The sequence below is a fragment of the Cystobacter fuscus genome (assembly GCF_002305875.1).
Taxonomy (GTDB): Bacteria; Myxococcota; Myxococcia; order Myxococcales; family Myxococcaceae; genus Cystobacter; species Cystobacter fuscus_A.
On sequence record NZ_CP022098.1, the window covers coordinates 1,280,893 to 1,307,331 of the forward strand.

Annotated in this window: 19 protein-coding genes; 10 read left to right on the forward strand and 9 right to left on the reverse strand. The window is 69.0% G+C overall.

The window, feature by feature from the left end:
• Window positions 1-6: 6 nt before the first annotated feature.
• Complete coding sequence (locus CYFUS_RS05375) at window positions 7-513, forward strand: hypothetical protein (RefSeq protein ID WP_095984251.1); 507 nt, start codon at window positions 7-9, stop codon at window positions 511-513.
• An 11-nt stretch (window positions 514-524) separates the two neighbouring features.
• Entirely contained in the window at window positions 525-5,069 is a 4,545-nt protein-coding gene (locus CYFUS_RS05380) for a PilC/PilY family type IV pilus protein (protein WP_095984252.1), read from the forward strand.
• Window positions 5,070-5,132: 63 nt separating this feature from the next.
• On the opposite strand, the gene CYFUS_RS05385 is transcribed toward CYFUS_RS05380, so the two are convergent.
• The gene (locus tag CYFUS_RS05385) at window positions 5,133-5,744 is read right to left on the reverse strand and encodes a hypothetical protein (RefSeq protein ID WP_095984253.1); all 612 of its coding nucleotides are present in this window, start codon (window positions 5,742-5,744) and stop codon (window positions 5,133-5,135) included.
• A gap of 291 nt (window positions 5,745-6,035) precedes the next feature.
• Here CYFUS_RS05385 and argS point away from each other — a divergent pair, with 291 nt between their 5' ends.
• Entirely contained in the window at window positions 6,036-7,814 is a 1,779-nt protein-coding gene (gene argS, locus CYFUS_RS05390) for an arginine--tRNA ligase (protein ID WP_095984254.1), read from the forward strand.
• Window positions 7,815-7,859: 45 nt separating this feature from the next.
• Here argS and CYFUS_RS05395 read toward each other — a convergent pair whose 3' ends face one another.
• Both CYFUS_RS05395 and CYFUS_RS05400 read right to left on the reverse strand, forming a co-directional pair.
• Complete coding sequence (locus CYFUS_RS05395; protein WP_095984255.1) at window positions 7,860-8,669, reverse strand: hypothetical protein; 810 nt, start codon at window positions 8,667-8,669, stop codon at window positions 7,860-7,862.
• 1 nt (window position 8,670) lies between these two features.
• On the reverse strand, window positions 8,671-10,476 hold the full coding sequence (locus CYFUS_RS05400; RefSeq protein WP_095984256.1) for an acyl-CoA dehydrogenase: 1,806 nt from the start codon (window positions 10,474-10,476) through the stop codon (window positions 8,671-8,673).
• A 201-nt stretch (window positions 10,477-10,677) separates the two neighbouring features.
• Between CYFUS_RS05400 and CYFUS_RS05405 the strand changes: the two genes are divergently transcribed.
• Entirely contained in the window at window positions 10,678-12,420 is a 1,743-nt protein-coding gene (locus tag CYFUS_RS05405) for a restriction endonuclease fold toxin 5 domain-containing protein (protein WP_095984257.1), read from the forward strand.
• Window positions 12,421-12,432: 12 nt separating this feature from the next.
• Window positions 12,433-13,167 carry an Imm52 family immunity protein gene (locus tag CYFUS_RS05410; RefSeq protein WP_095984258.1) on the forward strand — a complete coding sequence of 245 codons (735 nt, stop codon included), beginning with the start codon at window positions 12,433-12,435 and terminating at the stop codon, window positions 13,165-13,167.
• Window positions 13,168-13,174: 7 nt separating this feature from the next.
• On the opposite strand, the gene CYFUS_RS05415 is transcribed toward CYFUS_RS05410, so the two are convergent.
• Entirely contained in the window at window positions 13,175-15,184 is a 2,010-nt protein-coding gene (locus CYFUS_RS05415) for a TonB-dependent receptor family protein (RefSeq protein ID WP_095984259.1), read from the reverse strand.
• A gap of 167 nt (window positions 15,185-15,351) precedes the next feature.
• Between CYFUS_RS05415 and CYFUS_RS05420 the strand changes: the two genes are divergently transcribed.
• The 4 genes from CYFUS_RS05420 (at window position 15,352) to CYFUS_RS50335 (ending at window position 20,322) form a co-directional block, all read left to right on the forward strand.
• A complete protein-coding gene (locus CYFUS_RS05420; RefSeq protein ID WP_095984260.1) occupies window positions 15,352-18,465 on the forward strand; it encodes a PAS domain-containing protein in 3,114 nt (1,037 codons plus the stop codon).
• Entirely contained in the window at window positions 18,462-18,911 is a 450-nt protein-coding gene (locus CYFUS_RS05425; protein WP_095984261.1) for a response regulator, read from the forward strand. The genes CYFUS_RS05420 and CYFUS_RS05425 overlap by 4 nt, the downstream gene beginning before the upstream one ends.
• Before the next feature lie 8 nt (window positions 18,912-18,919).
• Window positions 18,920-20,083, forward strand: a complete 1,164-nt coding sequence (locus CYFUS_RS05430) for a hybrid sensor histidine kinase/response regulator (RefSeq protein ID WP_095984262.1) — start codon at window positions 18,920-18,922, stop codon at window positions 20,081-20,083.
• Between the two features lie 77 nt (window positions 20,084-20,160).
• The gene (locus CYFUS_RS50335) at window positions 20,161-20,322 is read left to right on the forward strand and encodes a hypothetical protein (protein ID WP_157758253.1); all 162 of its coding nucleotides are present in this window, start codon (window positions 20,161-20,163) and stop codon (window positions 20,320-20,322) included.
• A 214-nt stretch (window positions 20,323-20,536) separates the two neighbouring features.
• Here the strand turns inward: CYFUS_RS50335 and CYFUS_RS05435 are convergent, their stop codons facing one another.
• From CYFUS_RS05435 to CYFUS_RS05455, 5 genes are all read right to left on the reverse strand, one after another.
• Window positions 20,537-21,121: a head protein gene (locus CYFUS_RS05435; protein WP_095984263.1), complete on the reverse strand. Its 585-nt coding sequence runs from the start codon at window positions 21,119-21,121 to the stop codon at window positions 20,537-20,539.
• Window positions 21,118-21,678, reverse strand: a complete 561-nt coding sequence (locus CYFUS_RS52365) for a hypothetical protein (protein WP_232537385.1) — start codon at window positions 21,676-21,678, stop codon at window positions 21,118-21,120. Before CYFUS_RS52365 ends, CYFUS_RS05435 begins: the two co-directional genes overlap by 4 nt.
• Window positions 21,679-22,221: 543 nt before the next feature.
• Window positions 22,222-23,031, reverse strand: coding sequence for an FRG domain-containing protein (locus CYFUS_RS05445; protein ID WP_095984264.1), 810 nt, complete (start codon window positions 23,029-23,031; stop codon window positions 22,222-22,224).
• 38 nt (window positions 23,032-23,069) lie between these two features.
• Window positions 23,070-23,939 carry a PIG-L deacetylase family protein gene (locus CYFUS_RS05450; protein WP_095984265.1) on the reverse strand — a complete coding sequence of 290 codons (870 nt, stop codon included), beginning with the start codon at window positions 23,937-23,939 and terminating at the stop codon, window positions 23,070-23,072.
• 241 nt (window positions 23,940-24,180) lie between these two features.
• Window positions 24,181-24,423, reverse strand: coding sequence for a hypothetical protein (locus CYFUS_RS05455; RefSeq protein ID WP_095984266.1), 243 nt, complete (start codon window positions 24,421-24,423; stop codon window positions 24,181-24,183).
• A 200-nt stretch (window positions 24,424-24,623) separates the two neighbouring features.
• Between CYFUS_RS05455 and traC the strand changes: the two genes are divergently transcribed.
• Window positions 24,624-26,432: an outer membrane exchange accessory lipoprotein TraC gene (gene traC, locus CYFUS_RS05460; protein WP_198316465.1), complete on the forward strand. Its 1,809-nt coding sequence runs from the start codon at window positions 24,624-24,626 to the stop codon at window positions 26,430-26,432.
• Window positions 26,433-26,439 lie beyond the last annotated feature (7 nt).

Below are 26,439 nucleotides of genomic sequence, written 5' to 3' on the forward strand. Positions count from 1 at the left end.
TCCACCATGTGTCTCGAGAAGAGGGCTCCACGCGGCAACGCCCTCATGCTGACCGTCATCGCCATGGCGGTGCTGCTGTTGCTGGTGGTGGGGGCCATCCAGTTCTCCAACTACAACCGCGAGGCCTCGGCGGAGAAGCTGCGGGGCGACCGCGTGGGCGCCTGCGCGGACGCGGCGCGCCGTCACCTGCTCTCGCGCCTGAAGCTGTTCCGCGCGACCAACGAGCTGCAGATCCTCGACACGAAGCTCATCGATGATCCGGATCCGAGCGCGCGCACGCGCATCATGACCGGCCACTACAACGACACCGCGGCGGACATCGCGCAGGCCACGGTGGTGGGGGTGGATCCGGTGTTCATGGGCGCCTCCGGCCGCCAGGCGCGGGAGATCGCCAACACCGTCCCCGCCTCGGGCGGGTTCATGGGCGGCCAGTACTACCGCGTGGTCGTCAAGTGCAAGGAGACCTCGGGCCGTGAGTCCGAGGTCGAGTTCCTCTTCCGGTACGGTCTGTGAGGAAGGTCACCATGTTCCGCAAGCTGACGCTCAGCCTCGTCGTGCTCCTGGTGGTGTTGCTCAGGGCGGACACGGCGGCCGCCATCGATCAGGCGGCCTGCTGCATGCCGACCACCTCCCGTCTGGACGCGTTGATGAATCCGGTCCGGGGCGGTGACGAGAAGTTCTTCTCGCGTCAGGGCGGGCCTCCCAACATCCTCTTCATCATCGACACCTCCTCGTCGATGCATGACTGGCCGAAGGATTGGCCCTCCGGCCCCCGGGGCTGCTCGGACCCGTTCCTCAATGATCTGGGCTACAACAAGGACGAGACGTACGACCGGATGTGGACGGGCATCAACAGCCAGTCCGACGACTGGTTCGCCAACTCCTCGTACTACGAGGCGCCCAAGAATGGGTACGGCGTCATCTTCGGGGATGCCCCGCAGGACACCGCCACCTGGACGAGCGCGGCCGCCGCGTGCCAGTCCATCCGCTACATCGGCACCACGGACCTGAACACCTGCCAGAGCTGCCTCGAGACGCGGGGCTACTATCTCCACGACAGCAGCACGCGGCGGGTGAAGGGCAACTTCCTCAACTTCTACGCTCCACGTGACTCGGGTGCGGTGAAGGTGCTGACCGACGTCGTCCGGGATTTGCGCGAGGTGCGCTTTGGCGTGATGGGCTTCCAGACGCGCGCGCAGAGGACGTGCTGGGGCCAGAAGGCCGGCACCAACAACCAGTGTCTCTGCATCCAGCAGCCCATGGGCCCCACGTGCGCCAAGTCCTACCCGCTGGACAGCAGCTCGGTGGAGAACAACCGCAACTCGGTGCTCAACAGCCTCACCAACGTCAACGCCAACAACAGCAACGGCCTCGGCTGGGACGCCTGCAACACGCCGCTCGCGGATGCGCTCTACGCGGCGGGCTATCTCTTCGAGTCCAAGACCTCCCCCACGCCCTTCTCCTCCTACCTGGGCAGCCACCCGACGAGCTCCAACTTCAGCGCGACGGATGGCGTCTGCTTCGAGTGTGGCTTCAACGCCGTCATCCTCCTGACGGACGGCGAGCCCTTCGACGAGCAGACGGTGGTCAAGCTCCCCTCCGCCATCACCTCCAATCCGGCGCCGTGTGAGGGGTGCTCGCCCAGCCAGTTGCACAACGTGGCCCGCTTCCTGTGGGGGAAGGATCTGCGCTTCGACATGACGGGCGAGCAGCGCGTGGCCACGTACACCATCGGCTTCTCCGAGGACGTGAAGGACAGCAAGCTCTTGCAGGAGACGGCGCGGCTGGGGGGCGGCAGGTTCTTCTCGGCCCGCAGCACCAGCGAACTCAAGCGCGCGATGCTCACCATCCTGGATGACATCAACGCGCGCAACACCTCCTTCTCCACGGCGGCCGTCAGCACCCTGCAGACGCAGGACGCGGCGCTCACGGCCATCGTCCCGCGCATGATGCCCGCCAAGGACAACACCTGGGCGGGCCGGCTGTACCGCTACGAGCAGTTCAACGAGTTCGTCGAGGACCAGGACAAGAACGGCGACGGCGACCGCACCGACCTCTTCCTCGTCGACAAGGCGGGGAGCATGGTCGCGGAGGACTCCTCGAGCGAGTACCGCAAGCTGCTGTCCACCAACGGCGGGCCCAACGGCACGCCGCTCTTCGGTGGTTCCGCCGAGCCCTACTGGGAGGCGAGTGGCGAGCTCGAGAAGCTCGGGCATGCCCAGCGCAACATCTGGACGGTGACGGACAACGGCCAGTCGGGTGGTGGCGGAACGAAGGACGGGCTGCTGACGCAGCAGGACGGGCTCATCGCCTTCAACCTCGATAACATCTCCCACCTGCGCCAGTACCTGGCCGTGAATGGCGCGCCGCTGTGCCCCAGCGGTCTGGGCACCACCTACAAGGCGGGCACCCTCCTCACCCGGATGCAGATGCCCGCGTACGCGGACCTCGCCCTGAAGGCCGCGCCGCTCATGCTCGCCGCGGGCCTCAAGGGACTGCCCACCAGCCTGTCCACCCAGGACGGGTATGATCTGCTCTGCACGGCGCTGATCATCCAGTACGTGCGCGGCCAGGATCTGTTCGACGAGAACGGCAACGGCAAGCGGGACGACACCCGGCCGTCCGTGCTGGGCGACATCTTCCACTCCTCGCCCCTGGTGGTGGATCCCCCGGCGGACAAGTTCCTGTGCGACCTGGGCGTCTCCACCCAGTGCGTGCGCACCCTCTACGCCACCCAGCAGAAGACCGGCGTGGAGTCCACGCCGATGGATGCGCGGGAGGACCTGCCCACCTCCTGCAACGTCGCCACGCCCCTGCGGCGTGATGCCTATGACGCCTACGCGTTCGTCAACCGCAAGCGCGAGCGGCTCATCCTGGTGGGTGCCAACGACGGCATGCTGCACGCCTTCAGCGATGGGCTGGGCCAGGAGGACGCGTCGACGTGTGACGTGAAGTACCTGAGCAACGCGGCCGGGGGCGGGGTGGAGCGGTGGGCCTTCATCCCGGCGGACATGCTGCCGCGGCTCCAGGAGATGCTCCAGGGCCACGCCTACTTCGTCGACGGCGACGTCATGATCCGCGACATCTGGGCGGACGACAACGGGGATGGCCGCAAGTCGTGGAACGAGTACCACACGGTGGCCGTGGTGGCCGAGGGCCGCGGTGGCACGCACTACTTCGCCCTGGAGGTGTTGTGGGACATGGCGGGCAGCTCGACGGCCACCGCGAAGTCGCGGCCCGGCTTCCGGTGGATGTTCCCGCAGCCGTGCACGGACGAGTCGCTGCGCTTCGGCAAGACGCTCTTCAGTCTCAGCCCCAAGGCGCCCCCCATCGGGCCCGTGTTGATGAGCTCCACCACCGGCCAGAAGCGCCATGGCGACAAGGGGCCAGCGAGCACCGAGCGCTGGGTGGCGATGCTGTCGGGTGGCTGGTCTCCCGGAGGAGAGAAGGGGCGTGGCCTGTACATGGTGGACGTGTGGAACGGCACCGTGAACGGCCGCGACGACAACCTGCTGTGGAAGTGGGAATACTCCGGGTCCGCTTCCGGTGGCACGGATGAGCCCCGCAGGGCCATGACGTACGGCTTCGTGGCGCCAGCGGCCCTGGTGGACTACGGCGCCAACGACAAGCCGCGCTTCGACGGCTTCTTCGACACCGCCGTGGTGGGCGACCTGGGCGGCCAGGTCTGGACGCTGCGCTTCTTCCAACCCGGCGTGATCGATGCCTCCACCCGGCTCGTCGGCAACTGGAGTGGCGCGCGCTCCTTCTCCATGGACCGGGATGGGGTGTCCGCCTCCAACGCGCAGAGCATCCGCAACCGCTCGCCCATCTACTACCTGGCCTCCATGGCGGTGCAGCCGGAGAACCAGGCCCTGCGCGCCTTCGTGGGCTCGGGCAATCGCTACTCGCTGCTGGAGACGGGCGTGGGCACCTGCCGCTTCGACAACCCGCAGGCGTGCTCCAAGCTGGGGTGCGGCCAGACACAGTCCAGCTACAAGCTGACGCGCAATGGCACGGACTTCCAGCGGCTGAGCAACGCGTGGACGGATCGGCTCTACACGCAGGGCACCTATACGCCCTTCTCCCAGGAGGCCGCCTCCAACGTCTGCGGCACGGCGGGCAGCACGAACCTGCTCACGGCCGAGTTCGAGTCCCGTAACGCGAACTCGTGCCCCAGGCCCACCGGTGGAGGGACCAACAGCTACGATTTCGCCCGGACGAGGGTGGAGTGTGGTCAGAACTCGGATGGGGTCTACGACTGCCGCGTGCGTGACCCGGGCAACACGCTGAACATGAACGACCTGGACCTGAGTGCCTCCACCACGCCGAGCACGCTCGGCAAGAACCGCTTCTATGGCCTCTGGGTCTATGGCGGCTCCACGGAGCGCATGTTCGACGAGAGCCTGTCGGCGGCGCCCTCCATGAACAACCTGGCCAAGGACTACGATGGGCGGCGGCTGAGCGATACCGGCGGCATCAACGGGACGGGCGGCCTCGTCGACGTGACGAACCTCCAGTGCGACGCCTCCGGCGCGTGCGCGTGCGCGGCCGGAAAGGTGTGCCCCAGCAAGCTGTTGGCGGGCCCGGAGGACTCCGGCTGGTTCTACGAGTACGAGGGGCTCGAGCACAAAACGGCCGGCGGCGCGGCGGTGCTGGCGAGCTGCACGATGTGGAACTCCATGTACCCGCAGGTGACCACCACCACCAGTGCCTGCTCGGGCTCCACCAACAACCTGGCCCGCCTGCATCAGGCGGACTTCCTCACCGGCGCCCCCAACTGCGCCGCGGGCCTGTTGGGCAAGGACGGCTACGCGCGCTACCAGACGCGCTCCGTGCTGGCGCCTCCGCCCGAGCCGACCACGGCCATCCAGGTGTCGAAGACGGGGCAGGTGAGATACAGCACCCTGTTCGTCGAGCCCGGCAAGCCGCAGGCCACCGAGGCGCAGGTCTCCACCGACACGGACGTGCTGCAGTACATCTACGAGCTGCCCGTGCCTCGTACCCTGCATGCGTGCCGGCACGACCGCGAGAACGGCGGCCAGGACGCGTGCGCGCCCTCCGGGATGTGAGCAGGGACCGGGGTGCGCTTCGGGGCCCGTCCTCGCCACGCGGCGATGGCGGGCCCCGCTGTTTCAGCGGCGCAGCACGATGTCGCGCGCGAGGCTGTCGCCTCCTCCCACGAGATCGAACGACGCGCGCACCGGAGTGCCCTCGGAGATCTCCCGCAGCGGAACCCGGCGGCCCTGGTGCAGACCCCGGCTGCGACGATCGATGCGCAGCTCGTAGACGTTGCCCTCGCCATCGCTCACCTCGATGGTGCGGGCACCCACTCGCTTGACCCGGCCATCCACCGTGCCGCTGGCGATGGTGATGTCCTCGGTGGCCGTGTCCGGAGCGATGTTCGCGTTGGCGGCCCGAGCCGCCTCGGCGCTCTCGCTCAGCCAGATGCGATCCTCGTCATCCATCAGCCCCCGCGTCCCCGGGCGCGCGGGTGCCTCCCGCTCCCCCGTCGTCGCGCTCTCCTGGAGGGCGATCGCGTCCCCTGGTTCTTGAGGCGCCGCCTGGACCGGAGCGGCCTCGGGCTTCGGCTCGACGGCCTTCGCCGGAGCGGCTGGCGCCGTGGTTTCCGTCCGGGTCGCCACCGTCTCGGTCGTCTCCGGGGCTGGCTTTCGCTCGGCCTTGCGGCATCCGGTGGTCCCCAGCACACACCCCAACATCATCAACCCCATGACCCGTCCGACCATCCGACCCCTCCCCCGTCATTCGTTGGTGGAGACAGGGTGGGGACGCGAGGGCGATCTGGCACAGGTCCCTCGCTCGAGTGCCTGCTCGTCCGGCTGCCCAGATGACAGGGGAGTGCCCCGAATGTCACCGGCGCGACAGCGCACGGGCCCTCCTGGGCGGCCCGTGGGGTCGGGACAGGGCTCCATTGCGCGGATTCCCGGGACGGTGGGTGCACGGAAGCCGTGAAGCCCGCACCGGTTCGGCCCTAGAGTGCGCGCCCCTCGGATTTCGTCATCGGAGAAGACGTCCCCATGCGGCAGAAGGTTTTCGCTCTCATTGCTGACACGCTCGCGGCGCTGAAGTCGGCCGGCACGCTCAAGTTGGAGCAGGTGCCGGGCTACACCGTGGAGCCCCCGAAGAACCCTGCCCACGGCGACTGGGCGGTCAACGTGGCGATGCTGCTCACCAAGCCCGAGGGCAAGCCGCCGCGCGACATCGCCAACGCCATCGTGAAGGGCCTGGTGGACAAGGAGGGGATGGTCGCCAAGGTGGAGGTGGCGGGTCCGGGCTTCCTGAACTTCACGCTCAAGGAGCAGGTCATCCAGCAGGTGGCGCGCGAGGTGCTGAGCGCCGGGGAGACGTTCGGGCGGCGGGCGCCGAAGTCCACGGGCAAGCGCATCATGGTGGAGTTCGTGTCGGCCAACCCCACGGGCCCGGTGCACATCGGCCACGCACGCGGGGCATTCATGGGCGACGCGGTGTCCCGGTTGCTGGATGCGGCGGGGCATGACGTGACGCGCGAGTTCTACATCAACGACTACGGCAAGCAGGTGGAGACGCTGGGCCGCACGGTGCACAAGCGCTACCGGCAGCTCTTCGGCGAGCAGGTGGAGCTCATCGAGGGCGAGTACCCGGCCGAGTACGTCATCGACATCGCGAGGACCTGGAAGGAAGAGGTGGGTGACAGGTACCTGCGCGCGCCGGAGTCCGAGTGGTTGCCGCTGGCGACCGAGGTGGCCATCCGCGAGAACATGAAGGCCATCCGGGCCTCGCTGGAGAAGGCGAACATCCGGCACGACGTGTTCTTCAGCGAGGCCTCGCTGCACGCGGCGGGCAAGGTGAAGGCGGTGGCCGAGGAGTATGCGAAGCGCGGCGCGACGTACGAGGCCGCGGAGGCCCGGCGCGACACGGAGAAGGTGCGCAGCGAGGACAGCAAGGCCGCCCAGTACACGGATCGCCAGAAGGGCGGCACGTTCCTGATGACGAGCCAGCACGGGGATGACGAGGACCGCGTCATCCTCCGGCGCGACGGGACGCCCGTGTACCTGACGGCGGACCTCGCCTACCACAAGGAGAAGTACGACCGGGGCTTCGATCGCCTCATCGACGTGCTCGGGGCGGACCACGCGGGGCACACGCCGCGCATCAAGGCGGGGATGAGCCTGCTGGAGCTGGACGTGAAGCGGCTCGACTTCCTGCTGGTGCAACTCGTGCGCATCACGCGTGGCGGCGAGGAGGTCAAGGTCAGCAAGCGCAAGGGCACGGTGTTCGAGCTCGAGGATCTCATCGACGAGGTGGGCCCGGACGTGTGCCGGTTCCTCTTCCTGATGAAGACGGCGAACGCGCGCTTCGACTTCGACCTGGACCTGGTGCAGAAGCAGTCCAAGGACAACCCGGTCTTCTACTTCCAGTACGGCCATGCGCGGTGCGCGAGCATCCTGAAGAAGGCGGCGGAGAAGAGCACCCCGTTCGTCGGGGCGGAGCACCTCACGCCGGCGCAGCTCGCGCGGCTGACCCTGCCCGAGGAACTGGCGATGCTCAAGAAGATGAGCCAGTTGCCCGACGTGGTGGCGAGCGCGGCGGAGCGGCTCGAGCCGCACCACGTGCTCTACTTCTGCCAGGAGCTGATCACCGACTTCCACAGCTACTACACGAAGTACAAGACGGACCCGATCATCAGCGCGGACGCGGAGAAGACGCAGGGCCGTCTGGCACTGGTGGCGGCGCTCAAGCAGACCCTGCGCAGTGCCTTCGCGCTGCTGGGCATCCACGCCCCCGAGTACATGGAGGCTCCCCCCGAGGAGGAGTGAGCGGGGCGGTGGGACACGGGGGCCGTCGCTGGCCCCCGCGGGCCTTCAGTGAGACAGCGCGTCGGCCACGGCCCGGACGTGCGCGCGGACGAGCTCCCGCGCCCGGGTGAGCGCCTCCAACGTGGTGGGGACGTACCCCAGGCACAGCACCACTTCGTCCTCGGGCGCGGTGCGTGCGCCCAGGGCCGCGTAGTCGAGCGTGCGCGAGAGGGGCTCGCCCTCGGTGTCGGGGATGAAGCGGCCGAACACGGCGGCGTGGGTGCCCCGGTCCGGCGCGGATTCCTTGAGCGCGAAGAGCCGGCGTACGGCGTCGAGCGCCTCGGGATGGGTGATGAGCCGCTCGGGGTCCACCGGCCCCGCCAGCTCCCACTCGAGCAACCGCAGACAGCCGCGCACGAACTCCACGTCGGTGAGCACGAGGCCGTAGAGGTACCAGTCCGCGCACGCCACCTGGATGAGCCGGGCCTGGGCGTCGGTGAGCCAGGTGAAGGAGGGGCAGGTGAAGGTCTCGCACAGCTCGGCGTGGTAGACGCCGCAGTCGCGCAGGTCCACGCCCCCCGTCACCTTCGGGTGGCCCAGGCAGCCCACCCGGGTGTGCTCCTCGTCGACGAAGCCCAGCAGCGGACACACGCGCACCGCGGGGAACAGCGGCGAGGCACGGCGCGATTCGAGCAGGGCGAGGGCCTGGGCGCGCCACGCGCCGTGCTTCGGGGGGAGCGCGGCGAAGGCTTCCGTCTGCTCGTTCAGGCGCGCGGTGAGGCTCGCGCGCGAGTGGTCGCGGAAGTTGTAGAGGCCGCAGCAGGCGCCACACGAGGCGCCCCGGCCGGGCTGGCACAGGTGGAAGGAGACGGACATCTCAGAACCAGTCGGGCTGCATCCGCGTGTACGAGTCCTCTCCCGAGCGGCACAGCTCCACCAGTTGCGCCACGCGCGGCAGCTCGGTGTGGATCCAGTACTGCGCCGCGGCGAGCTTCCCCTCGTAGAAGTCCCGGCCGTCCGTGCCCCGGGCGAGCCCCTCGCGTGCCGCGGCCGCCTGCGCGAGCCATCGCCACGCCACCGCGAGCACCGAGAACAGCTCCATGTAGTCGGCGCTGTGGCGCAGCATCCGCTCCACGTCGCCCGTCATGCCCGCCGCTCCCAGCTCCATCGTCAGCGCCACCACGCGCTGGAGCGCCTCGTTGAGCGCCTCGCCCCAGGAGGGCTCCACGCCCGCCCGGCGCGCCCGCTCCACCGTGGCCTCCACCTCCTCGACGAAGGCGCGCATGCCCCCGCCTCCCGCGGCCACCACCTTGCGTCCGAGCAGATCCAATCCCTGGATGCCGGTGGTGCCCTCGTGGATGCTGTTGAGCTTCTGGTCACGCAGCCACGCCTCGGGCAGGTACTCGGTCGAGTAGCCGTAGCCGCCGTGCACCTGGATGGCGAGGGCGTTGGCCTCGAAGCCCTTCTCGGCGGGGAACGTCTTGGCCAGCGGCGTGATCAGGTCCACCAGCAGGCCCGCGCGCTCGCGTGCTTCCGGCGTCGCGCCATGCTCCGCCAGGTCCGCCTGCCACGAGGCCATCGCCAGGAGGGACAGACCTCCCTCCACGATGGCCTTCTGGCGCAGGAGCATGCGCCGCACGTCCGCGTGCTCGATGATGGGACGCTGGGGCCGCGCGGCGTCCTTCTCCCAGGAGAGGCGGCCCTGGGGCCGGTTGCGCGCATAGGCCAGGGCCTCGTGGTAGGCGACCGAGGCGGTGGACACCGCATTGAAGCCCACCATGATGCGCGCCTCGTTCATCATCTGGAACATGTGGGCCAGGCCCTTGCCCGCCTGACCCACGAGCCACCCGCGGCAGTCGCCGCCCTCGCCGTAGTTGAGCGCCAGGCTGGGAATACCCTTCCAGCCAATCTTGTGGATGGCGCCCGTCACCCGCACGTCGTTGTCCACGAGCCGTCCGCCCTCGGGCCGGCGCGCGGGGATGGCGAAGAGCGACAAACCACGCACGCCCGCGGGCGCACCGTCGATGCGCCCCAGCGTCAGGTGCACCACGTTCTCCCCGAAGTCGTGGTCTCCGCCGCTGATGAAGATCTTCGAGCCGGAGATGCGGTAGGTGCCGTCCTCGGCGGGAGTGGCCCGGGTGCGCACGTCCGCGAGGCTGCTGCCGGCGTGGGGCTCGGTGAGCGCCATGGTGCCCGTCCACTGGCCCGCGTACATCTTGGCCATGAACGTGTCCTTGAGCCACTCGCTGCCGAACGCCTCGATGAGGTGCGCCGCGCCGGTGGTGAGCCCGATGAAGGCGTAGGCGCTGAGGTTGCCCGCCATCAGGTAGGCCGAGGCCAGCGAGTACACCGTGAGCGGCAGCCGCTGGCCGCCCACCTCCACCGGGCGCGTGGCCGCGAGCAGGCCCAGGTCAACGAGCTGGGGGTAGAGCGTGCGCATCAACGGGTGCACGTGGACGCGGCCATCGCGGAAGGTGGGCGGCTCCGAGTCCATGAGCCGGTAGGTGGGGGCGAGCACGTCCCGCGCCAGGCGCCGCGTGCTGTCCAGGAAGAGGGTGAAGGTCTCGCGCGAGTGGTCCGCGAAGGCGGGCAGCTTGCAGAGCGACTCCGCGTCCAGCACCTCATAGAGCTGGAAGTCCACGTCACGGTCGGAGAGCAGGGGATTGGAGGCGGGAGCGGTCATGGCTCCTCTCGTTATCCCATGGCTGGGCTCTTGCCAGCAGTCTGTTGAGGCCTTGTGCTCACCAACGGTAGGTGGCGCCCACACCTCCGTGGAGCGGCCGGGGAAGCGCTTCAACCCTGGCTCAGCGAAAATACCAGATCGCGTGATGGGGCATCTCGCGCGAGTTGGAGGGTGGTTCCACCTGGGGGAAAGGCCAGCGTCATGGCGAAGGAGTACTGGAGTCCTGGGGCGGGGGAGGGCGGCGGTACACAGCTCGAGGCGCGGCGGAGGTCGCGTGGCCGACCCTGGTGGGTCTCGGGCGCGCTGGCGCTGGTGAGCCTCGGGCTGCAGGCGGCGTGTGCCTCCGGCCACCCCATGAGGGGGACGCTGGTGGGTACTGAGCGCCATGGGGGGCGCGTACACGAGAACCTGGAGGTCGCTGACATCGGCGCGGAGGGCCGCGAAGGTGCTGGGGTGGAGGTTCGCGCGGCCGAAGGCGAAGGGGGGCTGGTGCGCCCTCGGCGCCTGGCCCGCCGCGCGAGCAAGGTGGACGAGCAGGAGGACCTGGGGAGGAGGGGCGTTGGATGGCCGGATGGGGTGGGGGACGGTCGGCCGTACGAGGTGCCCATGACCCTGGACTACTTCCAGGGCTTCCTCGTGCAGGCTGGGGTGCCCACCACCGCGGTGCCCACGGACGGGCGCACGCTGTCGCCGCGGCAGGCGTTGGCGCTGGTGCCGCACCTGCTCTCCACTCCCGTGACGTTGGGCAACTTCGGTTCGCGACGCATGGCGGCGCACCTGCTCCTGGAGGTGGCCACGGGTGAAGCTCCGGTGTCCCGCGACGAGTTGCACGCGCGCATGCGGCGCTTCTCACGGCTGCTGGTGTTACGCCCGGATGGCTACCTGGTGAAGGCTACCTCGGGGGTGGCGGTGCAGAAGGCCGGTAAGGTGGTGCTGGCCGAGGATGGGACGCTACGAGCCGGACGCTTCGAGGTAGGCCCCTTCTACGCGATCGACGGTGGGCGCCTCTTCCCGGTGGATGAAAAGCTCGAGGTGCCGAAGGGGGCTCGGCCAGCGGGCAGCTACGAGCCGGACGACAACGCCGGGCTCGCGGTGGCCGAGGGCGCGATGCTGGCGGTCGTGGACATGGTCGAGGGCCTCTACCGGCTCGCCTTCCACACGGGCGAGACGCTCGAGGGGCTGACGCAACTTCCAGGCGCGGTGCGCCAGCTCTACGAGAACTCGCCGCGGCTGTGGGAGGAGTTCCGTCACAAGCCCTATGCGGAGAAGGTGCGCACCGTGTCCCGGCTCGCGACGGGCATCGTCCTGACGGTGGGAACCTCGGGGGCGGGGGCAGCGAAGGCCGCCTCGTGGGGCGGGAGGCTCGGGAGCATGACCGTTCCCGTGCTGTCGCTGTCGGGGGACGGTCTTCTGGCGGTGCGCCTGGTGGCGGTATCCGCGAGAGGTGCCGTGGCCGTGGCGGGCAACGCGCTGAGTGCCACCTACGTGCTGCACATGGCCAGCACTACCCAGGGCGCGGGAGGCGGTGGCGGGTGGCCTCCGGTGGGCGGGCCTGGGCAGTGGGTGGAAGACACCTCCAGCATGTCCGAGCAGGCCCGGGACTACCAGGCTCAGGTGACGGGTGCACCCAAGCGGTGGGCCTACAGGGTCTGTCGGGAGGGGGAGTGCGTGAATTACGACGGATACGATCCGAAGACGGGCACTCTCCTCGAGGCCAAGGCGCGCGAGTACGACAAGTGGTTCGACGAGCGCCTCACGCCCAAGTGGGGATTTGAGGGGATGGACGGGATGATCAAGCAAGCCGCACGGCAGCTCCGATTGGCGGGTGGGCTGCCAGTGCGCTGGCATGTCGCGGAGCCGCGAATGGTGGCTATTCTCAGGAAGCACTTCGACCTGAATGACCTTCACGCAGTAGACGTTGTTTACACGCAGCCGGTGCAATGAGGGCCAGCACGCATGAGTGAATCCTATGGAGCTGGAGCCTATTGGGGGCACCGTCCTGAGTCTGCCGAGCAGTGCGCTCAGCAGGCGGCGATGTTCTTCCGGCTCTTGGCTGAGTGCCACCCGAGCTATGCCCGTTGGTATGAGAAGAACAGCACTGGTCGGAAGTTGCCGCAGCTTGGGTTCGAGCTCACGCAGGAGACCTTCGTGAGATTCTTCGGGCGCAGGAAGTACCAGAGCGGCAAGGATGGGTTTCACTTTGGCGCTTGGACGGGCCACGAGGCGCAGGACCAGGGCGGCGCGGTCTCGGTCCACTGTGGGTCGAAGGCCGAGTTTTCGTCCAACGTGGTGCGCGTGCAGTTCCCGCATGAGGAGTTTGGCCACGAGCGCATGCTCACGGCGCCGGTACTCGCGGGCGTCATGCGCGCTATGGCTGTGGCCTGGGAGCCGGACTGGGCTCTCGTGACGGCAGACGGACTGTGGCAGCAGCTCTCTGGCGGCAGTCGGATCGGCTGCTTCATCGGGTGGATGACATACTTCGCGCGCGCGCGGGGAGAGATTCCTGCCCTGCCATCGCCTGTACGGGTGGAGCCGGTAGGCGATAAGGGCACCCTCGTCATCCTCACTCCCGAACGTCTCAACCCGAGCAACCCCGAGCACGTGGCCCTGGCATGGCGCGTCCAGAATCTGCTGGAGGAACGGGGCCTGCTCCGTCTGGTGGTTCAGCCACCGCCCATGCGGAATGCGTGAGTCTGTCTTACCAGCGATGCGCCACGCCCACGCCCCCGTAGAGTGACCGGGGAGGCGTCGGCTCGAAGTAGCGCCCCCGGCTCGCGTTCACCCGCACGTTGTCGATGGCCCGTGCCGACAGCAGGTTCTGCAAGCCCAGGAAGGGACTCAGCTCGAACCCCCCAATGGGGATGCGGTGCGCCAGCCGCGCATTCACCACCCAGGCCATGGGCACCCGCACCGTGTTCGCGTCGTCCGCGTACATCCCCCCGGTGCTGAACATCTCCACCGCCGCCAGCGCGCCGCTCGCATGTTGGTACATCGCCTCCGCGCTCACCTGGTGCGTGGGAATGCCCGGCACGCGCTTGCCTCCCTCCACCGTGGCCCGCAGGGCGTTGTAGGCCGCCCGCAGCCGCAGCCACTCCGTCACCCGCGCCTCCAGCGCCACCTCCGCCCCCACGTGCTGAGAGCGCGCCGTGTTGCGGTAGTACGCCCGTGTCGACTCGTCCTCGTAGCGCACCAGCCCGTCGCGCAGCCACACCGAGTACAGCGCCACGTCGTAGCGCAGCCGGCTCCAGAGCCGTCCCCGCGCCCCCACCTCCACCCCGTTGGAGCGCTGGGGCCTCAACTCCCGCGACAGGCCTCCGCCCGCTCCCGGCGGCAGCGCCAGCTCCGTCGTCGTCGGCGCCTCGAAGGCCTGGGTGAAGCTCGTGAAGACAGACACCTCCTCCCGAGGCGACCAGATGAGTCCCAGCCGCCCCGTGGGCTGCTGGAAGGTCCGCGCTCCCGTCGCGTCCCCGTCCTCCTTCAGGAAGTCCTCCACCGCGTAGCGCGACACGTCGTAGCGCACCCCCGCGACGGCCGTCAGGTGCTCGAGAAGCGCCAGCTCCTCCTGGGCATACACCCCCAGCGCCAGCACGTTCTCGTCCTGGTCGAGCTGCACCGCGCCGCCGGGCCGGCCCTCCACGTTGTCGTGGTTCTTGCGCCGGTCCGCCTGTGATTGCACCTCCGCCCCCAGGGTGAAGCGGCTGCGCAGGCCCCACAGCGGCGCCCGGTTGTCGTAGCGCGCCGACACCCCATCGAACGTCCGGTCGAACGCCACCACTACCCCCGGCAGCGCGTTCTGGAAGCCCCGCAGCGACAGGAAGCCCCGGGCCTCCAGCGCGTGCGCCTCGCCCAGGCGCAGCCGGTACGTCAGCCCCAGCCGCCCCTGGCGCACCGCCTCGCCCGCGCGGGCCGCCAGGTTGAGCGGCGCGGCCTGCCGGGGGTCGGCCTCCAGCTCCTCCTGCGTCAGCGCGCCCGGATCTCCAGCCTCGGGTGCGTCCACCAGCGACAGCACCGCCGTCAGCTCCGAGTTCTCACCCGGCGTCCAGCCCACCTTGCCGTTGAAGAGCACCTGCTCCGTGGCCGATTGCCGCCGCCAGCCCGTCTGCGCGAGCCGCGACGCGCCCACCATCCAGCGCACCGGCCCGCTCGTCCCTCCGCCCTTCACGTTCAACTTCCACAGGCCGTACTCCCCGTTCACCGTGCGCGCCTCCACGTAGGGGCGCTCGGGGCCGTCCTCGGTGGTGAGGCTCACCACGCCGCCCGCCGCGTTGCCGTACAGCGACGAGGCCAGTCCCCGCAGCACCTCGATGCGCGACACCATCGCCATGTCCAGCAGGTCCACGTTCGACTGCCCATCCGGCAGGGTCTCCGGGAATCCATCCACCACCACGGTGACTCCCCGGATGCCGAACGCCGAGCGCGCCCCGAAGCCCCGCAGGGACAGCCGCAAATCCTGCGAGGCGTTGTTGCGGCTCTGGACCACGAGCCCCGGTACTCCCACCAGGGCCTCGTACATGCCCAGGGTGGGGCGGCCCGTCTGGATGTCCTCCTCCTCCACGACACTCACCGCCGCGGGAGTGCGGTTCAGGGGCGTGGGCACCCGGGGCGCCACCACCGTCGTCTCTCCGGGGGCGGGGGGCGTCTCGGGCGCCGGGGAAGGGGATTGTGCGAGGGCCAGAGACAGGAGCGCGCCAGGGAGCAGCCAGGACATCCGGGAACACCTTCGTTCGGAAGCAGGGGGAGTCGCGCCTGTCTGCCCGGCTTCGGGGCGCTCCGCCACAGCGTCTTTTTCGCCGGGTGATAGAAACCGGACGAACGTGTATGGACAACTCTCGTGAGGGGGTGCCGCGACACTGCTAACGTCCTCGCGCCCCAGTCATGAACGCCCCCGAGCAACACGCCCCGGAAGTGCCTTCGTCGTCGAGTCTGGTATCGAGCGCTCCCGAGGGAGAGTCCCTCTTCCGGCAGATGGCCGAGGCCATTCCCCAGCTCGTGTGGACTGCCCGGCCCGACGGCTACCACGACTACTTCAACCAGCGGTGGTACGACTATACCGGGAGGACGCCGGGCGACACGGACGGCGAGGGCTGGCAACTGCCCTTCCATCCCGATGACGGGCCGGAGGCACAGCGGCGCTGGCAACACTCGCTGCGTACCGGCGAGCCCTATGACGTGGAATATCGCTGCCGGCGCCACGATGGCGTGTACCGCTGGTTCATCGGACGGGCCCAGCCGATGCGCGACGCCGAGGGCCGCATCGTCAAGTGGTTCGGTACCTGCACCGACATCGATGACCAGAAGCGGGCCGTGGACGCGCTGCAGGTGCTCGCCGAGACGAGCTCTCTCCTGGCGTCCCCGTTGGATTACGAGGCCACGCTCGATGCGCTCACCCGGCTCGCGGTGCCCCGGTTGGCGGACTGGTGCACCCTGCGCATGGTGGGCGAGCACGGCATGGTGCAGTTGTTCGGGGTCGCGCACGTGGCCGCGGCGAAGGTGGCGCTCGCCTGGGAGCTCAACCGGCGCTACCCCCCGGATCCCAAGGCCCCCTCGGGGGTCTACGAGGTCATCCGCACCGGGCGCTCGGATTGGTTGCCCACCATCTCCGAGGAGGCGCTGGCGAAGCTCACCCGGGACGCGGAGCACCTGCGCATCGTGCGCGAGCTGGGCCTGTGCTCGTCCGTGACGGTGCCGCTCAAGGCCCGCGGCCGCGTCCTGGGCGCCCTCCAGCTCATCTCCGCCGAGTCCCACCGGACCTTCTCCGCCGCGGACGTCGCGCTCTTCGAGCAGATCGCCGAGCGCGCCGCCCTGGCCGTGGACAACGCGCGCCTCTACCGCGAGGCCCAGGTCGCCCTGCGGCGCAAGGAGGAGGAGCAGCGCGTCGCCGAGACGCTCCACCGCATGGGTCTGTCGCTCGCCTCGGAGCTGGATCCCATCCGGCTCATCAAGAGCGTCACCGACGCGGGGGTGTCCGTCACGGGCGCGTCCTTCGGGGCCTTCCTCGAGAAGCGCGTGGAGGAGCACGGCGAGCCCTCGCGGCTGTCCACGCTGCCCCTGCCGCGGAGCACCCCGCTCTTCGCGCCCACCTTCCGCGGCGATCCCCCGCTGCTGCTCGACGACGTGACGCGGCATCCGGAATACGGCAAGAGCACCCCCTTCCAGAGCCTGTCCGCCAGGCACCTGCCGGTGCGCAGCTACCTCGGGGTGCCCGTGAAGGGCCGCTCGGGGGAGGTGCTGGGCGGGTTGTTCTTCGTCCATCCCGAGCCGGGGCGCTTCACCCGGGTGCATGCCCAGCTCGCCGAGGGCATCGCGGCGCAGGCCTCCGTGGCGCTGGACAACGCGCGCCTGTACACCAGCGCGCGCCAGTCCGAGGAGCGCTTCCGCTCGCTCATCAACGCCACCGCCCAGGCCGTGTGGGTGACGCGTCCGGATGGGCTGGCCCTCGAGGACTCGCCCTCGTGGCGCGAGTTCACCGGGCAGACGTACGAGGAGTACCGGGGCTTTGGCTGGCTGGGCGCCGTGCACCCCGATGACCAGGAGCGGGTGCGGCGGGGCTGGGAGGCGGGGCGGGCGCTCAAGCGGCCCTACGAGGTGGAGATGCGCGTGCGCCGCAAGGACGGCAGCTATGCGACCATCTTGTCGCGTGCCGTGCCCCTGTACTCGGCTCCGGGCGAGGTGCGCGAGTGGGTGGGCACGAGCCTGGACGTCACCGCCCAGCGCCTCGCGGAGGAGTCCTCGCGCCGGCTGGAGAGCGAGCAGCGCACCCGTCAGCTCGAGTCGCTGGGCGCTCGGGTGAGCGAGGTTCTCTCCCAGGAGGTGTCGCCCGAGCGGATGATGCAGGAGTGCGTCGAGGTGATGACGCGCTGTCTGCCCTTGTTCCCTCTCTCGCAGCTGTGGGCGTGGGACCGGGAGGCGAAGCTCTTGCGGCTCAAGGGGCACGCGGGGCCAGCCGTCCCGCCCTCCATCCAGACGGATCGGCTGGAGCTGGGCCAGGGCATCGCGGGGCGGGTGGGCCAGAGCCGCCAACTGCTGTACTCCAACGACGCGTTGCGCCACCCGGGCGTGGCGCGTGCCCGCGACTGGTTGGAGACGCAGGGGCTCATGTCCTTCGTGGGCATTCCCCTGCAACTGCGCGGGCAGCTCCTGGGCGTGTTCACCCTCTTCGGGATGCAGCCGCTGGAGGAGGAGACGCTCATCACCCTGTCCACGGTGGCGGAGGCGCTGTCCCAGGGGCTCGAGCGCCGCCGCGCCGAGCTGGCCCTGCAGTCCCATGCCACGGAGCTGGCTCGCTCCAACGAGGAGCTGCAGCAGTTCGCCTACGTGGCCTCGCACGACCTGCAGGAGCCCCTGCGCATGGTGGCCAGCTTCACGCAGCTGCTGGCGCGGCGCTACAAGGGGAAGCTGGACTCGGACGCGGACGAGTTCATCGCCTTCGCGGTGGATGGCGTCACCCGCATGCAGCGGCTCATCCAGGATCTGCTCACCTACTCGCGCGTGGGCACCAAGGGCCACGAGTTCAAGCCCGTGGAGGCGGGCCACGCGCTGGACAAGGCGCTCTCCAACCTCAAGACGCTGGTGGACGAGGCGGGCGCCAGCCTCACCCAGGGTCCGCTGCCGCAGGTGATGGCGGACGAGAGCCAGCTCACCCAGCTCTTCCAGAATCTGCTGGGCAACGCGCTGAAGTTCCGGGGCCCGAAGCCCACGCGCATCCGGGTGGACGCCGAGCGCCAGGGCGACTCGTGGCGCTTCACCGTGGCGGACAACGGCATCGGCATCGAGCCGCAGTACTTCGAGCGCATCTTCATCATCTTCCAGCGCCTGCACAACAAGGAGGACTACCCCGGCACGGGCATCGGGCTCGCCATCTGCAAGAAGATCGTCGAGCGCCACGGTGGCCGCATCGGGGTGGAGTCCCACCCCGGCCAGGGCACGGTGTTCTGGTTCACCCTGCCCGCGCTTCCCTCCCTCCCCGTGAACAAGGGGCCGACCGCATGAACGGCGACAGTCTTGGACGTCCCATCGAGATCCTCCTCGTGGAGGACAACCCCGGCGACGTGCGCCTGACGATCGAGGCGCTCAAGGAGGGCAAGGTGAGCAACCGTCTCTCCGTCGCGCGCGATGGGGTGGAGGCGCTCGCCTTCCTGCGCCGCGAGGGGCCGCACGCCAGCGCCCCGCGGCCGGACCTCATCTTGTTGGATCTGAACCTGCCGCGCCGGGACGGACGCGAGGTGCTGGCGGAGATCAAGGCGGATGCCCGGTTGCGCCGCATCCCCGTGGTGGTGCTCACCACGAGCAAGGCGGAGGAGGACATCCTGCGCACCTACGATCTGCACGCCAACTGCTACATCAACAAGCCGGTGGACCTGGACCAGTTCATCTCCGTGGTGCGCTCCATCGATGACTTCTGGCTCTCCGTGGTGCGGTTGCCCGGAGGAGATTGAGGCCCGCCATGAGCATGGACGAAGGGCGCGTGCTGCGGCTGCTCCTGGTGGAGGACAACCCGGGAGATGCCCGGCTGTTCAAGGAGGAACTCAAGCGGGTGACGTCCGTGCGGTTCGACGTGCGCCACGTCATGCGCCTGGCGGAGGCCGAGGCCCTGGTGGGCGAGCCCGGCCTGGACGCGGTGCTGTTGGACCTGTCACTGCCGGATGGGCACGGCCTGGCCAACATCGAGCGCATGGTGCGGGCGGCGCCCACGCTGCCCCTGGTGGTGCTCACCGGCACGGACGACGACGAGCTCGCCATGCGCGCGGTGCACGCGGGCGCGCAGGACTACCTCGTGAAGGGACAGGTGACGGGGCCGCTGCTCGTGCGCGCGCTGCGCTACGCCATCGAGCGCAAGCGCGTGGAGGAGGGGCTCAAGCGCGAGGAAGCCGCGCGCCAGACGGCGCTCTTCCGCGAGCAGTTCCTCGGCATCCTCGGGCACGACCTGCGCAATCCCTTGCAGGCCATCACCGGCAACGCCGCGCTGCTCCTGCGCTACGGCGGCCTGTCCGAGCCCCAGCGCAAGGCCGTCCACCGCATCTCCAACTCCGCGGAGCGCATGGCGCGGATGATTGGCGACCTGCTCGACTTCACGCGCACGCGCCTGGGCGGGGGCTACACGCTGCAGCGCACGGAGATGAACGTGCACGACGTGCTGCGGCAGGTGGTGGAGGAGCTGGAGGTGGCGCATCCGGGGCGCAAGTTCGAGCTGAACGTGTCCGGCACCGGCTGGGGCACGTGGGACATGGGCCGCATCGCCCAGGCGGCCTCCAACCTGGTGGGCAACGCGGTGCAGTACTCCCCCGAGGACAGCGTGGTGCGGGTGAGCGCGTGCGACGAGGGTCCGGGCGTGCGGGTGGAGGTGCGCAATGGCGGTCCGCCCATCCCCGCCGAGCGGATGCCGCACATCTTCGATCCCTTCGTGCGCGGCGCCGAGGTGTCCCGGGCCCGCACGGGACTGGGGCTCGGGCTCTACATCACCCATGAGATCGTGAAGGCACATGGGGGCACCCTGCAGGTGCGCTCCACGGAGGCCGAGGGCACGTGCTTCTGGATGAACCTGCCGCGGCAGCTGCCCTCCGCTCCGGCCTCGCTCGGCTCCTCGCCCGAGGGGCTGGCGGGCATCTGAGTCGTGGAATGCGTGAAGGCCGTGGGGCTGCCCCGGTGGGTCGGGGGACCTACCTTGTTCCGAAAGGAGGTCGCTCCATGGGATTCCTCATCGGATTCGGTCTGTTCTTCCTCGTCATCCTGTTCACCATCGTCTTCGGAGGCGTGAGCAAGTTGGGAGACCGGCGCGTGGCGTTGGAGGGGCGTCCCACGCGGGATCAGCGCCTGCCCACGCAGCAGGGCGCCTCGGTGGTGCCCTAGCCCGGATTGAGCACGGGAAGCGGGAACACGGCGTGGGGACCAACCGAAAACTGGCGTGAGCATCACCTCCCCCTTCCGTGCGGGGGGCGATCTCTGCCCTCAAGGCCCCGAGTTCGGGCTGGGTGGGGTGGGCTCGTCCTTGGCAGGCGCGAGAATAGGTCCGGTGGTCAGTAGCAGCCCGGCAACCGAGCGCCCGCTACGGGGTCCCCCGCTTCTATTCTCCCGGTCCCTCTTTCTTCTCCAGCCTCCTGGCAATGGAGAAGGGATAGATGGCGCGGTGATTGATGTTTCGATAGTACACCGCCAGATAGCGCTCCCCACCAATCTGAATGACGGTTTGAACTGGCGGCTCGGCCTGACTGTCAAACCAAGTGTCTGCCTCCTCCCGGGTGTTGAATATGGCCGCCGCTGGCGGGAGGCCATCCCGCATCATCTCCTCTATATGGAGTTCAAGAGCCGGATGTGGCACCAGCGAACTGCGCTTGCCGTCACGAGATGTCATGATGACGTGGTATTCGTCGGCGATCAGCACGTAGGCCAGATCGGATGGCTTGGGTTCTATTCCAAGCCAGGAATAAGCCTCGTCGCGCGTGTTGAAGGTGGCGATCACCCGGTCAGGGGCCTTGGACTCAACATCCTTACGGTAGCTCTCGAACTCATGGGACTGACCATTCCGCCAGACGAACCAGAGCGCGTCGATGGCAAGGAGAAACAGCTCTTTCTCCTTGAGGGACTGAGCATGCTCTCGGCTCTTCCCGAGAAGCTCCTGCGCCTCGATGATTTGGTCGAAAATCGTCACGGCGCCACCGTCGCGATGTAGGGCTCGCAGACAACTTCCGATGAAGCCAAAGCTGCCGCTGGAACCAGGGCAATGAGCGCCCCGGGAGGGAAGACCACAACGAAGACAACTCCTGCGACAACGACAAGACTCCCCATCAAGGCCTCATTGCGATTGCGCTTCAGCCAATCAATTGCTCGGGCCGTGGCTGAGAACTCCTGGGGACGACGCTCCTGCAACTCCTCGCAGTCGAGATAGGGCTGCATGCACGATTTCGTGCAGTGCGCCCTCTTGGCTCCAATCGAGGCCTCGATGTGTGAGTAGTCCTCGGAAAGGGGGCGTTTCACACACGTGTTGATGCACTCGTTGAACTCTCCATGACAATCTCGCTGGCGAGCAGCCGCAAGCACGATGCGTCCGTATGTTCTCTCGGCGCGGGGCTGGAGCCTGAATTGCGAAAGGTCAAACTCCTCCACGGGGCGCCATCTGTGCGTGACGTGACCGCTGGGGGATTCTTGGATGACGAGCACGTACCGGCCGAGCTCTTCGACGGCGGGAGAAAAGGTGCCACCGCTCATCCCCGCGGACTCACGGGTGCTCGCGTCGTCGGTCGGAGCCAGGGTAGCCGGTCCCGATGCACAGCCCGACACGATGATCCCCAAGAGGACCAATGCCCTTGAGACCAAGGTGTCATTCGCGTCTTTCATGCGACCAAAGTATAGTGCGGTGATGTAGGCATCACAAGCCACGAATATACGCTACCGCGCCGTGGTCATCTTCCGTTCTCGGGTGCGGTAGGGACGGCCCATCGCCGTTTTTTGGCTGAAGCCCCTCCCCCGCACAGAACCCAGTTGAGTCGCGTCTTGTCGGAGTGCGGTTCCAGCGTGAACTTGCGTAACCGCTCCCGTGGAACCTCGAGGAGTTGTCTCCCGGCTCCCTCGTGTTCGAAGCCCCTCACTGTTGAATTGGCGTTGGAAATAGATGAAGTCGCCAGGTTTTATAATTGGCCTCGAGGAGAATGCTGAATGGAGGTGGCTGACGTGTTCTTTTCCAGCGCCGCCGCCGCGGAAGTTGGCATCTTGACCCTGCTGTCCACGTGACCGGGGCGAGCCCGATCCGGGCTAGAGCCCCTCGGGAGTAGAACCAGGGGGCTTGGGATTGTAGTAGCGCCGCAGCCACCGCGACAGCCCGTCCAGGCCCGGAAACAACACCCGCTCGGTGATGTTGGTCTGGTCGAGCTTGTCGCGCACCTCGTGCTTGAGTTGCGCGGGGACGATGATGCGGCGCACCCCCCGCTCCTGATGCTCCAGGAACGTGTCCAGCCGGCTCGAGGGCGCGTTCATCACCGAGAAGAGGGCGAACTGGTTGATGATGCGCTCGTCGAGCGAGGGGGGCTCGAAGAAGAGCACGAAGGAGCGGCGGGTGAGTTGATCGAAGGACTTGAGCCTCGGGGCCACCTCCTCGAGCATCTCCGCGCTGAAGACATCCGCGCCTTCCTGCCGCAGCTGCTCCTTGAGAGGCCGCGGCAGCAGCCGGTTCGTCTCGCGGTAGTCCACGCTCCACACCACGCCGTCCGTGCCGTACAGCTCCAGGTTCTCCGACAGGAAGTGCAGCGCCACGTAGGGGCTGAATGTCCAGTCCAGCAGCCGCGTGGGCAGTCCATGGTGCTGGGCGAGCGCCAACCAATCCCAGACACTGCCGCAGGGGTAGGCGGTGCCGCGCGCGTACTTGCGGAAGGCGCGCAGCATGACGTGCTCCTGGCGCGAGTAATCCCCACCCCGTCGGTTGAGCCCCGTGGCCAGGTCCATGCTGGAGTCCGGCATGCCACGAAAGGCGAGCGTGGGGCGGAAGCGATGAAGTGCTTCGTTCCACGAGCCCTCGAAGAGCAGCTCCTGCAACTCCACCCAGCTCTTCACCCGATGTTCGAGCACGTGAGTCCCCGCCGGTTGTCTTTGTCCTACCACGCTCCTCAGTGAGCGGAAGCTTCCGTGAGCTTGAGCTGCTCCAGCGCCCGGCGCGCCAACCGTCGCCAGCGCACCGCCGTCATCCCCGGTGTGGGCACTTCATACAGCAGCCTCCCCGCGCGCGGCGGTCGGGTGAAGTCGTAGCGGGGCGCGAGCCGGTAGTGCTCCGGCGCGCTCGGCGCGGAGCCCGAATCCCACCCGGGCGAGGCATGGCAGGCGAGCATCCGCTGCTTGAGGGCGCGATCCCCCGCGGACAGGGCCACGCTGGCCACGGGCTGGTCGTCCAGCGTGGACTGGAAGCCGAAGGGGTGGAGCCCCAGGTGTCCGCAGGCGGGGACGGCCATCTCCAGGAGCGAGGGCGGTGTGCGCCCGCCCCGCACGAGCAGGGCCACGGCCGCATGCGAGATGAAGGCGGCGGCGTCATGGTCGGGGTGTCCTCCCTCGTAGGGGTGGACGACGAGGAGGGTCGGGCGGAGGGCCTTGAGCAGGGCCACCAGGCATTCGGTGAGGGGGACGAGCTCCTCGCTCGCCGTGCGCTCCATTGTTCCCAGGGACAACAGCCGCTCCGGGCCCAGTCCGGCGAGCGACAGGGCCTCGAAGGAGGCTTGCTCGGAGAGACGGGCGTGGGCCTCTGGCGTGTCCGGGGCCGCGAACGTGTCGTCCCCAGAGGCTCGCTCCGTGACGTGGACGACGTGTGCGTGGGAGCTGCGGCGCAACAGCCAGGATGCCCCGCGCACCGCGTCGCCCGGATGAGCCGTCACGAAGAGCGCGGAGCCACGCAGGGCCTGGGCGGGCAGCAGCGGTCCGAGTACTCCGGCCACACCGTCCTCGCCTTCCCGCGGCTCCTGTTGCTGGGATTCATCGGGAGGCCACATGGCGGGACCTCCTTCCGTTTGGTTGTCTCACCCTCACCATCGCCCTCCCCCGAGCCTGCCTGGCTTCCCCCTCGAAGGTCTGGAAAGTTGCAGTCGTGCTCCCGGAAAAAACCAGGGCCTCCAGTACGAGACCGGAAAAGCGGAGGGGCTGGAGAAGACGGCGCGTGCGCCAGTACACGGAGGCGGACGCGGGCCCGTGTGCTGGAGCACATCCCGGGGCCGGGCCCCGGAGGAAACGGAGCTACGGCCGGCCGTTGTCGGCCGGTTGGTCGAAGGCGTGGCTCGCCGCGTGGGGAGCCTCGTCCCGGTGGAACAGGGCGCACTTCTGGCAGGTGAAGCCCTCCCAGTCCTCACGCACGGCGGCGTCGATGCACCGGGCGTAGAGGCGGCAGTGCACGTTGCGGTAGTCCTCGATGCGGTACTGCTCCGCCCAGACGGGCAAGCGGAGCTCGGTGGGATTGGGCTTGGGTGGCAAGCAGGCCATATGGCGAAAACTCCTGATGTTGGATGGGTCCCCCCTCTGCACAAGGTCCTACCCTCCGGTACATCTCCTCATTCCCGACAGAGGGACTCGGGACGGCGCCTGTCTCGAGATGAGACTCGAGGCGCGAGGGGCCGCCCGGGGAGCAGGCGGGCCGAGACTCCGTGCTTCATCCAGAGCGGGCTTTCCCCGAAGATGCGCCCGTGCGTTCCCTGTCTACCCGCTCGTCGTGTCCCCCCACCCGTCGGCTGGGGCTGCTCGCCCTGTCGCTGTTCGCCCTGCTCGCCGCGGCGGGATGTTCGACCTTCGCCCGCGCCGTGAAGGAGGGCGACACGCTCACCACCCAGCGCCAATGGAGCCAGGCGGAGGCCGCCTACCAGCGGGCGCTCGCCGCGGAGCCTGGCAACTCGGAGGCGAAGGTGAAGCTGCGCGACATGCGCCGGCTGTGGAGCGCCGAGGTGTTGCAGGCCGCCCGGGCCAGACAGGCCGAGGGGGACCTGGCCGCGGCCACGCCGCTGCTGGTGCGCGCGCTCGAGCTGGACGAGGGCAACGCCGAGGTGGGCGCGCTGCTCGCCCAGACGCTGGATGCGCGCGTGGAGGGCGCCCAGAAGGCGCTCCAGGCCGAGAAGCTGCAGGAGGCCCGGACGGAGTTCGACGCGGTGCTGGCGGTGGATGGCGAGCACGCGGCGGCGCGCAAGGGCGTGACGGCGGTGCGCACGGCGTGGGCGCGCCGGTGGTTCTCCACGGCGAAGCGGCTGGAGGACGAGGGCAAGCTGGGCAACGCGCTCCTGGCGTACGTGCGCGCGGACCAGGAGCTCGCGGGGGCCACGCAGGCGCGCGAGCGCGCCGAGGCGGTGCGTCGCCTGCTCCAGGACGAGGTGGCCTTCATGGTGGTGACCGCGCCGGCCGAGGACAAGGCCAGCTCGCCGGACGTGGCGCAGCGGCTGTCGCCCGGACGGCTCGCGGCGATGCTGCCGCAGGAGGTGCCCATCCGCGTCATCACCACCGAGGCGCCCAGGACTCACGAGGGCGTGCGCCTGGGGATGGCGCTGGAGCGGGTGTTGCCGGTGAAGTCGGTGGAGCAGGGCCAGCGCTCGACGCGCTACCTGCTCACGAACAAGGCCGTGCCCAATCCGCGCCGCTTCGAGCTGGAGACGGCCCTGCTCGCCGAGGAGCGCAAGCTGGAGGAGGTGGAGCGCAAGATGGGAGGCGTGCTGCGCGAGTACCTGCGCCGGCAGGACGAGCTGGTGCAGGCGCGCGAGGTGGCCGGGCGCTGCCGTGACCGCGAGCGCAAGGCGTGCAGCAAGGCCCTGGCCGAGTGCACCGAGGCCATCACCCGCGTGAAGCCCGGGCACGTGCCCCGCGAGTGTGACCCCTCGCTGTGCAATCCGCAGTGTGAGCAGGAGGAGCGCGCCTACGCCCAGCGCGCCGCGACGGCCGGGGAGCTGGAGCAGCGGCTGGAGGGCGCGCAGGAGAGCGCCGAGGCACAGCGGCGCGAGGTGCAGCGCGGCCGGGACGCCTGGTACCGCGAGCCGCTCACGGTGGAGGAGCCCGTCTACGCGGACTACCCCTATGACGTGGAGCTGCACAAGCTGACCCTCACGGCGACCGTCACCGAGCGCCTGGTGGACCTGGCCAAGGACGCCGCGGGCGCCTCGCCGCACACCGAGGACTACGCGGCGCTGCACGAGGACTCGTCCAACAAGGCCTATGACAAGGTGGGCGTGCTGGCGGACCCCGTGCAGCTGCGCAGCGAGGCGGAGCTGCGCGTGGAGGCGGGGGACAAGGCGATCACGGCCATCGCCGCGCGGGTGAAGGAGCGCTTCGACGCCTACCGCCAGCGCCGCGTGGAGGACGCGCGCCGGGGCCTGGTGCGTCCCAGCTCCGAGGACGTGGTGGAGACGGCGGTGCGGGCGCTGCTGCTCACCGCCGACGAGCCCCCCCAGGACATCCTCCAGACGATCGCCAAGGCCCGGGGCCTCGAGCACCCCGAGGCCCTGCTCGGGCGCTAGTGGCGCG